General features: G+C 67.5%; 15 protein-coding genes. 13 read left to right on the top strand and 2 right to left on the bottom strand.

Annotated elements, in window-relative coordinates; translation table 11 throughout:
• The first annotated feature begins 134 nt into the window (after nt 1-134).
• The 9 genes from K6142_RS11170 (at nt 135) to K6142_RS11210 (ending at nt 9,789) form a co-directional block, all read left to right on the top strand.
• Complete coding sequence (locus K6142_RS11170; RefSeq protein ID WP_411722706.1) at nt 135-674, top strand: ArsR/SmtB family transcription factor; 540 nt, start codon at nt 135-137, stop codon at nt 672-674.
• A gap of 23 nt (nt 675-697) precedes the next feature.
• Complete coding sequence (locus K6142_RS11175; protein ID WP_190244417.1) at nt 698-1,294, top strand: DUF3124 domain-containing protein; 597 nt, start codon at nt 698-700, stop codon at nt 1,292-1,294.
• A 455-nt stretch (nt 1,295-1,749) separates the two neighbouring features.
• Nucleotides 1,750-2,466, top strand: a complete 717-nt coding sequence (locus K6142_RS11180; RefSeq protein ID WP_012612344.1) for a FadR/GntR family transcriptional regulator — start codon at nt 1,750-1,752, stop codon at nt 2,464-2,466.
• 178 nt (nt 2,467-2,644) lie between these two features.
• On the top strand, nt 2,645-3,664 hold the full coding sequence (locus K6142_RS11185; RefSeq protein ID WP_190244436.1) for an alpha-hydroxy-acid oxidizing protein: 1,020 nt from the start codon (nt 2,645-2,647) through the stop codon (nt 3,662-3,664).
• 255 nt (nt 3,665-3,919) lie between these two features.
• Nucleotides 3,920-4,717: a sulfite exporter TauE/SafE family protein gene (locus K6142_RS11190; RefSeq protein ID WP_190244416.1), complete on the top strand. Its 798-nt coding sequence runs from the start codon at nt 3,920-3,922 to the stop codon at nt 4,715-4,717.
• 410 nt (nt 4,718-5,127) lie between these two features.
• Entirely contained in the window at nt 5,128-5,595 is a 468-nt protein-coding gene (locus K6142_RS11195) for a hypothetical protein (protein WP_223380848.1), read from the top strand.
• A 542-nt stretch (nt 5,596-6,137) separates the two neighbouring features.
• Nucleotides 6,138-7,001 (top strand): YitT family protein, encoded by an 864-nt coding sequence (locus K6142_RS11200; RefSeq protein ID WP_190244414.1) that lies wholly within the window; start codon nt 6,138-6,140, stop codon nt 6,999-7,001.
• 151 nt (nt 7,002-7,152) lie between these two features.
• Nucleotides 7,153-8,295, top strand: coding sequence for a TRAP transporter substrate-binding protein DctP (gene dctP, locus K6142_RS11205; protein ID WP_190244413.1), 1,143 nt, complete (start codon nt 7,153-7,155; stop codon nt 8,293-8,295).
• A 156-nt stretch (nt 8,296-8,451) separates the two neighbouring features.
• A complete protein-coding gene (locus tag K6142_RS11210; protein WP_190244412.1) occupies nt 8,452-9,789 on the top strand; it encodes an ABC transporter substrate-binding protein in 1,338 nt (445 codons plus the stop codon).
• A 317-nt stretch (nt 9,790-10,106) separates the two neighbouring features.
• Here the strand turns inward: K6142_RS11210 and K6142_RS11215 are convergent, their stop codons facing one another.
• On the bottom strand, nt 10,107-10,412 hold the full coding sequence (locus K6142_RS11215; protein WP_155860507.1) for a hypothetical protein: 306 nt from the start codon (nt 10,410-10,412) through the stop codon (nt 10,107-10,109).
• A 174-nt stretch (nt 10,413-10,586) separates the two neighbouring features.
• Between K6142_RS11215 and K6142_RS11220 the strand changes: the two genes are divergently transcribed.
• A complete protein-coding gene (locus K6142_RS11220; protein WP_012612337.1) occupies nt 10,587-10,859 on the top strand; it encodes a hypothetical protein in 273 nt (90 codons plus the stop codon).
• A gap of 319 nt (nt 10,860-11,178) precedes the next feature.
• Here K6142_RS11220 and K6142_RS11225 read toward each other — a convergent pair whose 3' ends face one another.
• The gene (locus K6142_RS11225) at nt 11,179-11,496 is read right to left on the bottom strand and encodes a TusE/DsrC/DsvC family sulfur relay protein (protein ID WP_007523442.1); all 318 of its coding nucleotides are present in this window, start codon (nt 11,494-11,496) and stop codon (nt 11,179-11,181) included.
• A 953-nt stretch (nt 11,497-12,449) separates the two neighbouring features.
• On the opposite strand from K6142_RS11225, the gene hrcA reads away from it, so the two are divergent.
• From hrcA to K6142_RS11240, 3 genes are all read left to right on the top strand, one after another.
• The gene (gene hrcA, locus K6142_RS11230) at nt 12,450-13,517 is read left to right on the top strand and encodes a heat-inducible transcriptional repressor HrcA (protein WP_190244411.1); all 1,068 of its coding nucleotides are present in this window, start codon (nt 12,450-12,452) and stop codon (nt 13,515-13,517) included.
• A 99-nt stretch (nt 13,518-13,616) separates the two neighbouring features.
• Nucleotides 13,617-14,222, top strand: a complete 606-nt coding sequence (locus tag K6142_RS11235; RefSeq protein ID WP_190244410.1) for a nucleotide exchange factor GrpE — start codon at nt 13,617-13,619, stop codon at nt 14,220-14,222.
• Between the two features lie 425 nt (nt 14,223-14,647).
• Entirely contained in the window at nt 14,648-15,667 is a 1,020-nt protein-coding gene (locus K6142_RS11240; protein ID WP_190244409.1) for a DMT family transporter, read from the top strand.
• The last annotated feature ends 35 nt before the right edge of the window (nt 15,668-15,702 follow it).

Consider the following 15,702-nt stretch of genomic DNA (forward strand, 5'->3'; position numbering starts at 1 on the left):
GCCGTGCCGCAGGGCCTTGCGTCGCCCCGGTGTTCCGGGTAGCCTTGCTGATATTGGCCGTTGCCCGCCGCGATTTCCTGCGTTGCGGGCCCGGCCCGCAACGGGCGGCATGCCGCCGCAGGAGTTCGCGACAGGTGAGCGCCCCAGACGCCCCAGACGCACCAGGCGCACCAGGCGCCCCAGACGCCCCAGACGCACCCGGCGCCACGCAATTCGCCAGCCCCGGTGCCGCATCCCGTTCCGGGCGCGCCCGTGCCCGCAAGGCCGAATGCGCGCCCGGCAGGGCCGTTGCGCCGGGCATGGGCAACCTTGACCTTGCCGAAGCCCCGGTGTGCCAGCAGCACTGCGAGCATGCCGACGTCATCGCGCGGGTGCGCGCCCGCATGGCCCCGGACGAGGACATGGCCGAACTGGCCGCCACCTTCCGGCTGCTGGGCGACCGTACCAGGGTGCGCATTCTCGAGGCGTTGGCCGGTGACGAGTTGTGCGTGTGCGACCTGGCCGCCGTGGTGGGGCACAGCCAGTCCGCCGTTTCACACCAGCTGCGCCTGCTGCGCGCGGCCAAGCTGGTGCGGGTGCGCCGCGACGGCAAGAACGCCTTCTATTCCCTGGACGACGACCACGTGCGGCACCTGTTCCGCCAGGCGCTGGACCACGTGCAGGAAAGCCGCTGACCGGCGGCGCAAGGAGCGTTTCCATGTCCCAATTGTCCCGGTCGACCCGCGTGTCCGCGCCTTGCCCCATGGCCGCCCGCATGCGCGGGATCGCCCTGCGCGTGACCGCCTGTCTTGCGTTGTGCTGCGGCCTTGCCGCTCTGCCCGTGCCCACGCAGCACGGGGCGGCATCCACTCGGCCGGTTCAGTCCGCGCTGGCATTCCTGCCCGGCGAGGCCCGCGCGGAAATGACCGTGGGCCAGACCATCTACGTGCCGGTGTATTCCTCCGTGGTTTACGGAAACCGGGGCCGCACCCTGAACATCACCACCATGCTCTCGGTGCGCAACACCGACCAGCGCGCGCCCATCACCCTCATGGAGGTGCGCTACGTGGACGAGCACGGCCAGACGGTGCGCAGCTATCTGGACGGGCCGCGCCAGTTGCCGCCGCTGGGGTCCGCCCAGTTCGTGGTGGAGGAGTCGGACACCCTGGGCGGTTCCGGCCCCGCGTTCATCGTGGTGTGGCGTGCGGCGGCGCAGGTATCGCAGCCCCTGGCCCAGGGGGTGATGATCGGCACCGTGTCGTCGCAGGGCATCTCGTTCATTACGGAGGGGAAGGTCATCGGCGGCGTGAAGTAGCTGGCGTCGCAAGGGGCTTTCTGCTTCTGGCTAACCGACCCGAAGGGCGCGGAGCGTGCCCGTTGGGCGAGTCTGCGAGCCTTGCGGGCATCAAGCGCAGAGCGGGCAAACTGTTTTTTCCTGCCAGAGAACAAGACTCCCTCTTGCGACGCTACGGCACTCTTTCGTGGCGTTGCTGCCATGGGGGATACATGGTCAAGGTGCAATGCGCGGTCCTTCGGGGCCGCGTCGTTTTTTGTCCGTTCACATCCTGGCGCAGCCGGGCTCATCCTGGCGCAGCCGTTCATATCCTGGCGCAGCCGGGCGTAACCACATCATGTTGCCTGCGAGGGGGCGCCCGGCGTGGTTTTTCGTTGACAGGGGGAGGGTGTTCGGGTGAATTGGTTCAACCAGTGAGTGGTTGTACCAATTTCGCAACCGTTCGCGCAGTCCACATGCACCGGGAGGGCCGTTGCGTGAAAGCGCAGATGACCCCCGCCTTCAAGCCCGCACGCCGTATCCGCCTGCACGAGGAAATCGTGGGGCAGATCCGCGACCTCATCGAGAAGGGCGAACTGAAATCCGGCGACAAGCTGCCCCCCGAACGCCGCCTGGCCGAGCTGTTCGGGGTCTCGCGTCATTGCGTGCGCGAGGCCATCCGTTCGCTGGAGCAGCAGCGCATCGTCACCAGCCGCCTTGGCGACGGCACCTACGTGCTGGACGACACGGAAGAAACGCTCATCGAGCCGCTGGCCGCCATCATCGAGCAGCGCCGCGCCAAACTGCGCGAGGTGCTGGAATTCCGCCGCCTGCTGGAACCGCAAATCGCCGCGCTGGCCGCGGCACACGTCAGCGACGGCGACCTCGCGGCCCTGCGCCGCGCCCTGGACGCCCAGATCGCCGAGATCGGCGGCGGCAACACAGGCTCCGACGCCGACGTGGAATTCCACATGATCATCGCCCGCGCCACCCGCAATACGGTGGTGCAGGAAGTGCTGACCCGCCTGCACGACATCCTTACCGACAGCCGCGATTTCACCTTGCAGACCGAAGACCGCCGCCAGTGGGCCGTTGCGACCCACGCCAACATTCTCGCCGCCATGGAGGCGCGCGACCCCCAGGCGGCCTTTCGGGCCATGCACGAACATATTCTGCACGTCGAGGAAATAGCCCTCGAATGGTCGGGGGAATGACCCCCATGGGCAACCACGCATGACCACGCAAGCGGCAAGACCACTCACCCCGCGCCCCGGCGCATCCGGCACCGCCGGAATGTCCGGAGCGCCCCACGCCAACGACACCCAGGGCGATCCGCGTCCGGTGCGGGCACGGCCCGCGCCGCCCATGTTCGCCTGGCAACGGAGGGACATGATGAAGGAAGTTCGCGACAAGGCACGCCAACTGATGAAGGGCTACTGTAGGGTGTGCCCGGTGTGCAACGGCAAGGCCTGCTCGGGCGAGGTGCCCGGCATGGGCGGCCTGGGCACCGGCGCAACGTTTGCCGCCAACCTTGACGCCCTGGCCGCCGTGCGCCTGAACATGCGCCTGGTGCACGACGTGAAGGAGCCCGATACCACCACCACCGTGTGCGGCATCGCCCTGGACATGCCCGTGCTGGCAGCGCCCATCGGCGGCGTGTCCTTCAACATGGGCGGCGGCGTGAGCGAGGAAGACTACGCGGCTGCCGTGGTGGGCGGCTGCGCCGAGCGCGGCATCATCGGCTGCACCGGCGATGGCGTGCCCCCGTTCATCATCGACGCGGGTTTCGCGGCCATCACCGGCGCGGGCGGGCGGGGCATTCCGTTCATCAAGCCGTGGGACGGCGCGGAACTGGACGAAAAGCTGGACCGCGCGCTGGAACTGGGCTGCCCGGCCATTGGCATGGACATCGACGCGGCGGGCCTTGTGACCCTGCGCAAGATGGGCCGCCCCGTGGGCCCCAAGACCCCGGCGGAACTTTCGCGCATCGTGGCCAAGGTCAAGGCCCGGGGCATGGCGTTCATCCTCAAGGGCATCATGACCACCATCGACGCCAGCCTGGCGGTGGAAGTGGGCGCTGACGGCATCGTGGTGTCCAACCACGGGGGCCGCGTGCTCGACCATGCCCCCGGCACCGCCGAGGTGCTGCCCGAAATCGCCGACGCGGTGAAGGGGCGCATCGCCATTCTGGCCGACGGCGGCGTGCGCGACGGCGTGGACGTGTTCAAGATGCTGGCCCTGGGGGCCGACGCCGTGATGCTGGGCCGCCCCTTCTCCATCGCCGCCGTGGGCGGCCTGAAGGATGGGGTGACCATGCTGGTGGACAGCATCAAGGGCCAGCTGGTGCAGGCCATGGTGCTGACCGGCAGCGCCAATGTGGCGTCCATTGGCCGCCACGCCCTGCGCATGTGATTGCAAGTGGCCGTTTCGCGTGCTGGCCGTAAGGCCAGCAAACGAAAAACCGCATTTGCACTGTGACGGATATCCGGTTCGGCGGCTGCCCGTGCAGGCAGTCGCCGGACCACCAAAACGGTGTTCGGCAAACCGGTGTTCGGCAAACCGGTGTCCGGCAAGCCGACGTCCGGCAAACCGGTGTCCGGCGGAACGCCGCGCGCCATGGCCGGAACCACGCGGGCCGCACACTGCCCGCAACGCGGAGAGCCTTTCATGATTCTCACCCTCGCGCTCTACCTTGTCGTTGGCGCCATCGCGGGCATTCTGGCCGGGCTGCTCGGTGTGGGCGGCGGGCTGGTCATCGTGCCCATGCTCAATTTCGCCTTCGCGTTGCAGGACATTCCGGGCGACTACATGCAGCATCTGGCGCTGGGCACATCCATGGCCAGCATCATGTTCACCTCCATTTCCAGCTTCCGGGCGCACCACAAGCGCGGGGCGGTGCTGTGGAACGTGGTGTGGCGCATCACCCCCGGCATCATCACCGGCACGCTCATCGGCACGTGGGTGGTGGCCCAGCTTTCCACCAGTTTTCTCAAGGGCTTCTTCGTCTGCTTCCTGTACTGGGTGGCGGCGCAGATGCTGCTGAACCTCAAGCCCAAGGCCTCGCGCGAGTTGCCCGGCTCCATGGGCATGTTCGGCATGGGCAACGTCATCGGCGGGGTGTCCAGCCTCGTGGGCATCGGCGGCGGCACGCTGTCGGTGCCGTTCATGGCGTGGTGCAACGTGGCCATGCACACGGCCATCGGCACCTCCGCCGCCATCGGCTTTCCCATCGCGGTGTCCGGCACCGTGGGCTACATAGTTAACGGGCTGGCTACCCAGGGCCTGCCCGCGAACACCTTCGGATTCGTTTACCTCCCCGCCCTGGTCGGCATTGTCTGCGCCAGCGTGCTCACGGCCCCCCTTGGCGCCCGGCTGGCGCACAGCCTGCCGGTGACCAAGCTCAAGCGCATCTTCGCCGTGCTGCTCATCGTCATGGCCACGAAAATGCTGATAGGTCTCTTGTAGACGGGTTTCTCTCCCACCGAAGGTATTCTCACGCACGGCCCCCGGCGCCCCTACGCCGGGGGCTGCTGCGTTTGCGGGCCCCGCCCCGCCGCGCGCGTTCGTGCGCCGGGACAGGCAGGACAGGCGAAACTGGCAGGACAGGCAGGACAGGCGAAACTGGCAGGACAGGCAGAACAGGCAGAGCAGGCGGGACAGGCGAAGCTGGCCGAGCGGGGGTTGCATTCGCCGGGCGGGGCATATAGAGGGGCTGAATGTCCACGCCTCTTTACGAAACTTTACATTGGCCCCGTGAAGGTGCGGACCGCGTATCCGACGGGGTTCCCTGCCGGGCAGGGGGGCGTGGCGCGGCAAGGCCCCCGGCTGTCCGGTTTGTGCCTCGCACGCGTGCGCTGGCCGCGTGCGCATTGCTCGTGTGCCTGCTGCTGCCCGGTCCCGTGGTCCGCGCGGCGGGCAGTACCCTGGGGCAGGACGCCGACGCCGTGCAGCAGTTCATCCGTACCGGGGCGCAGCTTGCCGATGCCTACGGCGCCGGTCCCGTGTGCAGTCGCATCGACCGGGATGTGGCCAGCGTGCGGGATGCGCGCCTGGGGTCCGAGGCGGCCATGAAGCGGCTGCTGCTGGTGGAGAACGACCCCAAGCAGGAAATGCTGCGCAGTGCCTTCCGCCGGGCCAACGAATCCGCCTTGCGGCTGGAGCGTACCCTGGACGGCACCGGGGCCATATGCCGCCAGGGGGGGGATGCCCGCATCGACTCCACGGGCTTTCGCCTGCGCCTGGAAAACGAGGCGCTGTTCATGGTCGAGCATGGCCGCACCCTGTGCCGCACCCTGCGCACCGAAGTGCCCGGCCTGGTCTGGCCGGACTGCGACCGGCCCTGAAGCAGGCCCTTGCAACCGGGCCTGACAGCCGGGCCTGAATCCCGGCCTGACATCCCGGGCTGACATCCCGGCCTGACAGCAGGGCCTGACATCCGGGGCCTGCATCCGGGTGCGCGAATTCGCCCCACCGTCTCCCGCCTGCCCCGCCTTTCCGGCTGCCCATACTCGCCCCGCGGTCTGTCGGCGTGGCGCGGCAGCATGTCTTGCGCCCGGCAGATGCATGGATGGCCTTCCCGCGTCGGCGTGGTGGCAGCGACCGCGCGCGCTGGGGGCAACGTGCGGGAACCGCAGCCGTTTTTCCCGGATTGGACACCGCCAGGGGCGGCAGGCTGCGTGCCCGCCGCATTTCGGCCCGCCGCCGCCCTTGCCCGCGTGCCGCATCCGGGGTAGAGGCACGGCCAACGCGCCCCCGGCTTCACGGCAACGGCGGTACGCGGTGATCTGGACCGAGCTGGGCGCGCCTGCCGCATGGCGGGGCGTGCCCCTGTTTTTTTCATGTCGGCCACGGTATTCGGGAACCGGGCCGGGCAGGGAGGTTTTGCATGTTCACCCGCAAGGAACTGGCCTATTCCATTCGCTGGAACCTGCTGCTGCTCACCGTGGGGTCGGCGCTGTTCGCCCTTGGGGCGCAGGGCATCGTGGCCCGGCACGGGTTTCTGACCGGCGGCATCTACGGCATCGCGCTGCTTGCGTGGTACCACACCCACCTGCTGACACCGGCGGCATGGTACCTGCTGTGCAATATCCCGCTGTTCGCGCTGGGTTGGCTGCACGTGGGGCGGCGGTTCCTGCTCTACAGCCTGTACGGCATGCTGGCCACCTCGCTGTTCGCGGAAGTGTTCAAGAACGTGGACCTCGGCGTGCACGACCAGTTGTACGCCGCCGTGGCCTCCGGGGTCATCTGCGGGGCTGGCGGCGGCATCATGCTGCGTTCGCTGGGGTCCGGCGGCGGGCTGGACGTGGCGGCCATCATCCTGCACAAGCGCTTCGGTCTCGGCATCGGACGGTTCGGCTTCGGCTTCAACGCGGTGCTGTTCACCGCCAGCCTTGTCTCCATGCCGGTGGATACGGTGATCGCCTCGCTGATCCAGGTGTTCATCGCGGCGGTGACGCTGGAATACGTGCTGGCCCTGTTCAACCAGCGCAAGGTGGTGTTCATCATCTCCGAGCACAGTCGGCGCATCGGGCACGACCTGGTCTCCGAACTGGGACAGGGGGCCACCTTTCTGCAAGGGCGGGGCGGGTATTCCGGCGACGACCGGGAAATCGTCATGACCGTGACCAACAACGTGCAGCTGAAGCGCATGGAGGAACTGGTGTTCACGGTGGACCCTGAGGCGCTGTTCATCGTGGAAAACACCTTCACCGTGCTGGGTGGCCAGTTTGCCCGCAGAAAGGTGTACTGATGCAGATCGCTGTGGCATAGTCGCCAACACGCAGACATCGTTTCGACATCGCCTTGGGGGAGGCTGCATGACCAACCGTGTTCCGCGAACCCGGCCTTGCGGGCGGTGCCCCGCGCGTCCCGCAGGTTTCTGGCGCGCGCGTGGCCCGTTCGTGCCGCGTGTCGCCGCGTTGGTCGCCTGGCTGGCCATGGCTGCCCTGTGCGCCCTGCTGGCCGTCACCGTGCCGCACGCGCAGGCGCGGGATGCCGCAGTCGCAGCCCCGGAATCGCCTGGTTCCGAGGCCCCTGCGACTGATCCCCCCGCCGATTCGCCCCCGGTCACCCGCTCCGAAGGCGGGGTGCCGGTGCTGCGCATTTCCGTGGACAACGGCCCCACGCACTTTCAGGTCAAGGCCTTGCGCCGCTTCGCGGAGGACGTCCGGCATCGCCTGGCCGGTCGGCTGCGGGTGGAGGTGTACGACAGCGCCAGCCTGTACCGCGACCGCGACGTGTTGCAGGCGTTGAACCTTGGCCGGGTGGAAATGGCCCTGCCGGGAACCTGGGTGCTGCATTCCGTGGTGCCCGATTGCGGCGTGTTCATGCTGCCCGCCTTCTACGGTGCCCCGGCCCGCGCCAGCCTGGCCGTGGCCGACGGCCCGCCGGGGCGCATCATTGATGCGCGCATCGAGCGCAACCTGCGCGTCACCGTGCTGGGGCGTTGGCTGGAACTGGGCCACGCCAACCTGTATCTGGTGGACCGCGCCGTGCGGCGGCACGAGGACCTCGCGGGGCTGCGCATCCGCGTGGCGGGTGGCCCGGCCAACGAACTGCGCCTCGCGGCCATGGGCGCAAGACCCCTGGTGGTGCCCTGGCCAGACCTGCCGCACTGGCTGCAAGGCGGCAACCTTGACGGGCTGATGACCACCCACGAGACGGCGGTGTCCGGCCAGTTGTGGCGCTACGGGGTGAGCCACGTGTTCGAGGACCGCGCCTACTTCGCCATGTACGTGCCGCTGGTCAGCCGGACGTTCTGGGAACGCCTGCCCGAAGACATGCGCGACGTGCTGCGCGACGCTTGGGAAGACCATGTGGCCGAGGCGCGCGCACAGGCGGCGGAGGCCCAGGCCGAGGCTCGCGAGGCATTGCGCATCCAGGGGGTGGTGTTCTCCGTGCCCGACGATGCCGTGCTGCGCCGCTGGCGCGAACGGCTGCGCCTTGGCGAGCGCGAGGTGGTGGATTTCGTGGGAGTGGACCCGACGCTGTACGAAATCGCCAGGTCGACGGCGTGGCAGGCGGAGCAGAACCCCCAGAAATAGGATGGCTGCGGTCCCGGCCCTGCAATGGTTGATCCGGCATGGCCCAGCCCTTGCCAGTCTGCCCGCCCGCGAAGCAATGCCGGGCACCAGTTCTGTCTTTGGTCCCGCCTTCCGCACGCTGCCACGATACTGTCAGTCCACCCACAGGGAGGGTACATGCATCCGTTCCGTTCGCCTTCCGTTCGCCCGGCCACTTCGCGTTGCCTGTTCCGCCCGTTCCACCTGTTCCGCCCGTTCCACCTGTTCCGCCCGTCTCGTCCGTCCCGCCCGTCCCGTCAGCTCCATGTGGCGCTGCTGATGCTGTTGGCGCTGCTGTGCCTGGGACGGCCAGCCCTGGCCGAAGATGCGCCCCTGCCCAAGCCCGCGTCCCTGCCGTGGGCAGAGGTGGAGGCCGCCGCGCGCGGCACCACGGTGCGCTTTCACATGTATGGCGGCATGGCCACGGCCAACCGCTACGTGGACGGCTTCGTGGCGCCGGAACTGGCGCGGCGCTACGGCATCACCCTGGTGCGCGTGCCCATGGAGGCCCCGGTGTTCGTCAACCGGCTGCTGGCGGAAAAGGCGGCGGGTCGCGCCACGGGCAGCATGGACCTGTTGTGGATCAACGGCGAGAACTTTCGCAACGCCCGGCTGGGCGGCGTGTTGTGGGGACCGTATGCCCCGGCCCTGCCCAACATGGCGCTGACCGACCCGGTGCAGAGCGCCACCGACTTCGGCTATCCCGTGGACGGCCATGAATCGCCCTACGGGCGGGCGCAGCTGGTGCTGGAGTACGACACCGCCCGCACCCCCGAGCCGCCGCGCACCATGGCCCAGCTGGGCCAGTGGGTGAAGGCCCATCCGGGGCGGTTCACCTATCCCCAGCCGCCGGACTTCACCGGGTCGGCCTTCATCCGTCAGGCCTTCTACGCCCTTACCGGGGGGCACGCGCAGTACATGCGCCCGCTGGACAAGGATCTGCTGGGCCGCAAGGCTCCGGCGCTGTGGACGTGGCTGCGCGATCTTGCCCCGCACCTGTGGCAGGCCGGGCGGGCCTACCCGCGCGACGCCGCCGCGCTGGATGCGTTGTTCGCGCGGGGCGAGGTGGATTTTTCCGTCTCGTACCATCCGGCCCATGCCCAGGCGCTGATCGATGACGGCACCTATCCGGCCACGGTGCGCACCGTGGCCCTGGACGACGGGTCCATCTTCAACACCCACTTCGTGGCCATACCCTTCAACGCGCCCAACAAGGCGGGGGCCATGGTGGTTGCCAACTTCCTGCTGTCGCCCGAGGCGCAACTGGCCAAGATGGACCCGGCCTGGTGGGGCGATTTTCCGGCCATCGAGGTGGAGCGGCTGCCCGGGGAATGGCGCGCGCGCTTCGCCGCCGTGAAGATGGGCGAGGCCACCCTGTCCCCCGATGCGCTGTCCAGGCGGGCCGTGCCCGAGATACCCGCCGACTGGCTGGAGGCGCTGGAACGCGGCTGGGATGCCGAGGTGCTGCGCAGGTAGTCCGGCGGTTCCGGCCAGGATTCGGGCAGCGGATGCCGACATGATGCGATGCAGGGGCCGCTTCCCGAGGGGGGCGGCCCTTTTGCGCGGAGTGTCGGGGGGATGGGATGCGTGGGGGCGGGCGCACGGAAGGGCGAAAGGGCTGGCCGGTTGCATGGGTGCCATGCCGTGTCCGAACCCCGGGGGGGGCAGGGGATGTCTGCCGGAAATGCACGCAGAGGAGGCAGGCGGAAATCGGCGGGAACAGGTGATGGCAGGCGGGGCAGGCGCGCACGGGAGATGCCCGCTCGGGCAGGCGAGGCAAGGGGGAGGTGGACCTATTCGTGCCCGCCGTACTCGCGCGCATGCCAGGCGCGCAGCCCGCGCGGCTTGTCGCGCAGGTAGCCGGTCACCAGATAGTCCAGCAGGTTGCGCGCGGCCTTGTCAGACAGCAGCAGCAGGGGGGTGTCCGCTCCCTGCGCGTCGAGCAGCAGCAGGCTGGCGTCCTGGGTGCAGCAAAAGCGCTGGCCGGGGCCGCGCGTGCGCAAGGCAAGGCACAGGTCGCACAGATCCTGCTCGCTCAGGGGCGAGAGGGAGGAAAGCCAGGCCATGGCATCGGTGGTTGCATTGGTATAATCGAACATAATGTATTTTCCAATGTATTGCCCGGCATGGGTTGCGTCAAGCATGTGCGGGCGCGCACCGCTGGCCTGGCGGAGGAAAATATAAATGACCGGCGCGGGTCGCCCCTGCTAGACCAGTACCGGCGTTGGCGCCAGCCGCGCACGACGCCAAGTTCGCAGAATGGGGTTCGCAACGTGAAGCATGACATTGACGGCCTACTGGGTAACGTGGGCAAGGAACTGACGGGCCTTTCCGTATCGCTGGACGGGCTGGAACGCACGCCGGAGGGCGCGTACATCGTGCCTGCGTCGGTGCTGCTGTCCATGGTTCATTCCGTGCAGCAGATACTTTCCCTGTGGAGAAAGGCCCACTCGACGTTCAGCATAGCCATGGCGTCGAGCGTCCTGTGCCGCGAAGAGGCGCTGAACACGTTGTTCGACGCCGCTGAGGACGGCACGGAGCATTGATTCCGGTCGTCCTTCCCACCAGCAACCACGCTTCGCAGTACGAAGCCCGCAACCGGCGCGCCTGAACTGGCCGGGCGTGCCATTGAAAGCCGCAAAGGGCGGGAGCATGTGCTCCCGCCCTTTGCGGCGTGGCGCAACCGTAGCCACATGTCGCCAGCCGTAGTCACATGTCGTCGCACCGGAACTGGTGACCGCTGTAGGCAGCCGCTGTCCGGCTCCGCTTTCGGCGCGCCCGTGCCCCGCATGGGACCAGGGCGCGGAAATGGAGAAGGGCGGAAGCTTGCGCTCCCGCCCTTTCGTGAACAATGGGCCGTATGGACTACACGCAGCCGGTGGGCTTGGGCAGGCCGGCCATCTTGCAGGCGCCCTTGCCGGGGCCGGAGGGGAACAGTTCGTAGATCTCCTTCAGCTTGAAGCCGGTGTTCTTGGAGAGGATACGAACCATCGGGGCGATGCCGTTCTTCTTGTAGTAGTCCTGCAGGAAGTCGATGATCTTCTGGTGATCGGGGGTGATGTCCGCGATACCTTCGGATTCCTTCACGAATTCAACCCACTCGGTGCTCCAGTCATCAAAGCGAAGAAGGAAGCCGTCTTCATCGACTTCGAAGCTCTTGCCCTTGTAAGTGACTTCAGCCATGCGTGTCCTCCTTGGACAGGTTCTTGGCAGTGAAAGGGATGCACGACAAACGCCTGACCTTCGCATCGTGCGGCGATGCGCCGGCCGATGATAAGCAGCGATCCGCTGCCTCTATCCGAATGATGGTCGTCCCAAGGCAGATTCTGCCCGCTGGATAAACCGCAGCCACCCGGCGTGTCAACGAGGACCTCTTGCGGGCCTTCGCTGGTGAACCCGCAACGCTCTCCCGAAGGGGGGGCGGTCACGGGTGTCGGAGAACCGAATCGCGCGGATTTTTCCGGGTTCCAGACATGCGGACGAGGCACAAGATGCCACAATGTCATGAAAAATTCAAGGCAGGCGTGGGTGTTTTTTCGGCAAGCATTACAGCCCCCTACGGGTGAGCGTGTAAACAGTTGCTCACCAGCCGCAACGAGCCCGGCAGAATGGGCGCGATACGGGCCGTATGGGGTGTGCTATGGGCGGGCGGGGGAAGTGATGCATGCAGTGATGCGTTGCCACCTCCCCAATGACAGGGGCACTGTAGTGTGTTGCCGGAAACGTGTCAATGTATGTGAAATAATGCACGAGATGTGAGTGTTCACAATATGCCGCATACAGTGAAGTGTTGTTTGGTGTGTCGGAAATGGAGTTTGGGGCGGATTTTGTCATTATGCTGAAATAACAGTTTTTTTTGTAGTTGCCGGGGGTGCTGGCCAGTACATTTGTGATTATATTCACAAATGGTGGACCTGTCAGGTCCGAATGGGCGTGCGCACGGCCTGGAGTCCGGAGGGCGCTGGCCTGATCCATTTTGCCCCTAGCCTTTGTCCGGCATCTGTCGTGGATGGGCAAGTGCCTGCCATATTTCCCGACCCGGCAGGTCCGCCCCGGCCAACCTTGACAGCCCACACCCCCGTTGTTACCCGTTTGTGCTACTGCAAGAACTGCATCCTCATGATGCCGGAGCCTTCATGCCCAGCCTCGGACAGCGCGAAACCCAGGTGCTTGCCACCATCATCGAAAGCTACATCGCCTCGGCCTCGCCCGTGGGGTCTCGCGCCGTGGCCGAGCATTCCGGCTTGCGTCTTTCCCCGGCCAGCATGCGCGCCACCATGTCCGACCTGACCGACCTTGGCTATCTGGAGCAGCCGCACACGTCCGCAGGCAGGGTGCCGACGGCGCGCGCCTTCCGGCTGTACGTGGACAGCCTGCTGCGCCCGTTGCCGCTGGGCAGTGCCGAGCGCGATGCCATAGCCGACGAGCTTTCGCGGCAGGAACTGGAGATTTCCGGCATCCTGCGTCGCGCCGCCAACCTGTTGTCCGGCCATGCCCGGCAACTGGGCATGGTGGTGGCCCCCAGCGAGGACGAGGCCCGCTGGCGCAGCATCGAATTCGCCCCGGCCGCCGAAGGGCTGGTGTTGGCCGTGCTGATGCTGGAAGGCGGCCTGGTGCGCACCCGCACCGTGCGCGTGGACGAGCGCTACGGGCAGGATGAACTGGTGCGCTTCGGCAATTATCTCAACGAACATTTCCGGGGCCTGTCCCTGTCCGAGGCGCGCGATCGCATCGGCCACGAACTGGCCCGCGCTGGCTCGCGGCTGGAAGAAATGTGCGTGCGCGCCCTGGCCCTGTCGCGCCGCGCCGTGGAACACATGGGCGACGACCGCGAGCTCATCGTCAACGGCACGCTGAACATGCTGGCCCACGCGGAATTCACCGACGTGGGCCGCATGCGCGACCTGCTGGCCGCCATCGAGGAACGCTCGCGTCTGTTGGAACTGCTGGACCGCACCCTGTCCGAACGCGACGTGCGCATAACCTTCTGTCAGGACGTGGCCGACGGCGCGCCCGACGGACTGCGCGGGTGCAGCGTGATCAGCGCCGCCTACGGCGGCGACACGCCGCGTGGCGTGGTCAGCGTGGTGGGGCCGTTGCGCATGGACTACGCCAAGATCGTTCCGGTGGTGCAGTGCGTTTCGCGGGCGCTTACCCAGCTGTTCCGCGAACGGTTTGCCGCCGCGCCTTGCCGGTTGCCGTAATCCCGTCCATTTTTCGGTCATTTCCGATACATGCGACCCGCCCCGGCGGGATATTTCAACGACGACGTCACGCTTCAGGATTTCAAGGAGATTCAGGACATGCCCCCCAGCAATGCGTTCAAGGACAATGTGGAGATCAGCCCCGAGGCAGAGGCCCTGCGTACCGAGGCCGATGCGTCTTCGCGGCACCAGGCCGCCGGTGCGGGTTCCCCCATGGTGATTGACGATGACGCCCTGCGCGAACAGTGCGCGGTCCGGCTGTGCCCGGAATGTCCCGAACGGGCCGATGCCGACGAGCAGCGCCTGCGCGCCCTGGCGGAAATGGACAATTTCAAGAAGCGGTTGCAGCGCGAAAAGGACGACCAGGTGCGCTACGCCGCCGAAGTGGTGCTGGCGGACCTGCTGCCCACCCTGGACAACCTGGATCTGGCCCTGCAATACGGGCGCGGCAACGCGGCCTGCAAGGACATGCTGATCGGCGTGGAAATGACCCAGAGGCTGCTGCTGGACGCGCTGAAGCGCCACGGCCTGGAGCCCGTGGGCGAGGCGGGCGAACCGTTCAGCCCGGAAATCCACGAGGCCATCGGCGCCGAAGTGCGCCCCGACCTGCCGGAAAACACCGTGTGTGCCCTGATGCAGCGCGGCTACCGGCTGAAGGAGCGCCTGCTGCGGCCCGCCAAGGTTGCGGTAAGCCGTCCGGAATAGGCGCCCGGATAGTAACGTCACACATGCGGACATCAGGCGGCACGTTCCCCGGCGGGGCGTGCCGCCTTTGCGTTGCGGGGCGGAAGTTGGGCGAGGCGGGGGCGAAAGTGGCCCAAGGGGGGCGGATGTGGCGCAGCTACCCCCCCCATCGCATGCCCTTGGCGTAAGCCAGACTGATCCATATACGGCCTATATATGGCCCCATGTGGATATGACGTGAGTCTGAAGCGGGGCCTCGCCTTGCCTGTCGCCTTGCCCGTCGCCCTGTCCGGTGTGTGTCCGATGATCTGCCTGGCCCCGTCTGGGCCAGTCTGGGCCAGTCTGGGCCAATTTGGGCCAGTTTGGGCCTGTCTGGCGCGCTGCCCGGCGCCAGTCCAACACGGTATCATTTGCGCTTCACCCGGCTTCGCAGTATGGGGGGCCGCATGAGTACACACCGTTCCCCCTGCCTTGATGCGGGAGGGCTGCTGCGCGTTGCCGGGGGCGGCGTGCTTATCAGCTTTTCCGCCGTGTTCGTGAAGCTGGTGCATGTGGGGCCCAGCCAGTCGGCCTTCTACCGCATGTTCTTCGGCGGGCTGGCCCTGCTGTGCGTGGCCCTGGCCCGGCGCGAACGGCTGCGCGCGCGGTCCGGCGTGTGGGCGGTGATGGTGGGCGCCGCCGTGCTGTTCGCGCTGGATCTGGAGTGCTGGCACCGGGGCATCCTGCTCATCGGGCCGGGGCTGGCCACCATCATCGGAAATTTCCAGGTCTTCTTCATCGCCATTGCCGGGGCGCTGCTGCTGGGCGAAAAGTTGTCCGCGCGGCACATGGCGGCCATTCCGCTGGCCCTGGTCGGGCTGTGGCTGCTGCTGGGCGTCAGTCCGGCGGAACTGCTGCCCACCTCGACGGCTGGCGGGCTGGTGGTGGGCGATTCGCTGGCCGGGGTGGGCTACGGCTTTGCCACGGCGCTGTTCTACACCGGGTTCATCCTGCTGCTGCGCCAGTCGCGCGGCATGGCGGGCATGCTTTCGCCGGTGGCCAACATGGCCGTCATTTCGCTGGCCTGCGCGGCGGTAAGCGGCGCGGGCATCCTGGCGCGGGGCGACAGCTTTGCCATTGCCGATGCGGCCAGCGGCGGCTACCTGATGGCCTATGGCGTGCTGTGTCAGGGCGTGGGCTGGGTGCTGCTGTCCACCGGGCTGCCGCGCCTGCCCGCCTCGCTGGCGGGGCTGGTGATGCTGGTGCAGCCCGCGCTGTCGTTCGTGTGGGACATCCTGGTGTTCAAGCGGCCCACGGACGGATGGGGCATGGCCGGGGCGGGGATTGCCCTGTTCGCCATCTGGCTGGGCCTGTCTGGTGCGTCTGGTGCTTCTGGTGGTGCGGGCGCGCGGGTATGCCGCCCGGGCGAACTGGAAGATGCCCCGAACACGGCGCCGCCCGACGCGGCACCGCATGAGGACGAATGACAAACAGGGCGCGCGGCGCCGCAACCGGACGGGGG

Source organism: Nitratidesulfovibrio sp. SRB-5, assembly GCF_019931275.1.
Lineage (GTDB): Bacteria > Desulfobacterota > Desulfovibrionia > Desulfovibrionales > Desulfovibrionaceae > Cupidesulfovibrio.

Excerpts from the sequence above, each read along its gene's own strand:
- K6142_RS11175 (WP_190244417.1), top strand. The coding sequence starts at position 698 with ATGTCCCAATTGTCCCGGTCGACCCGCGTGTCCGCGCCTTGCCCCATG.
- K6142_RS11240 (WP_190244409.1), top strand. The coding sequence starts at position 14,648 with ATGAGTACACACCGTTCCCCCTGCCTTGATGCGGGAGGGCTGCTGCGC.
- K6142_RS11215 (WP_155860507.1), bottom strand. The coding sequence starts at position 10,412 with ATGTTCGATTATACCAATGCAACCACCGATGCCATGGCCTGGCTTTCC.
- K6142_RS11235 (WP_190244410.1), top strand. The coding sequence starts at position 13,617 with ATGCCCCCCAGCAATGCGTTCAAGGACAATGTGGAGATCAGCCCCGAG.
- K6142_RS11185 (WP_190244436.1), top strand. The coding sequence starts at position 2,645 with ATGAAGGAAGTTCGCGACAAGGCACGCCAACTGATGAAGGGCTACTGT.
- K6142_RS11190 (WP_190244416.1), top strand. The coding sequence starts at position 3,920 with ATGATTCTCACCCTCGCGCTCTACCTTGTCGTTGGCGCCATCGCGGGC.
- K6142_RS11210 (WP_190244412.1), top strand. The coding sequence starts at position 8,452 with ATGCATCCGTTCCGTTCGCCTTCCGTTCGCCCGGCCACTTCGCGTTGC.
- K6142_RS11225 (WP_007523442.1), bottom strand. The coding sequence starts at position 11,496 with ATGGCTGAAGTCACTTACAAGGGCAAGAGCTTCGAAGTCGATGAAGAC.
- K6142_RS11200 (WP_190244414.1), top strand. The coding sequence starts at position 6,138 with ATGTTCACCCGCAAGGAACTGGCCTATTCCATTCGCTGGAACCTGCTG.
- hrcA (WP_190244411.1), top strand. The coding sequence starts at position 12,450 with ATGCCCAGCCTCGGACAGCGCGAAACCCAGGTGCTTGCCACCATCATC.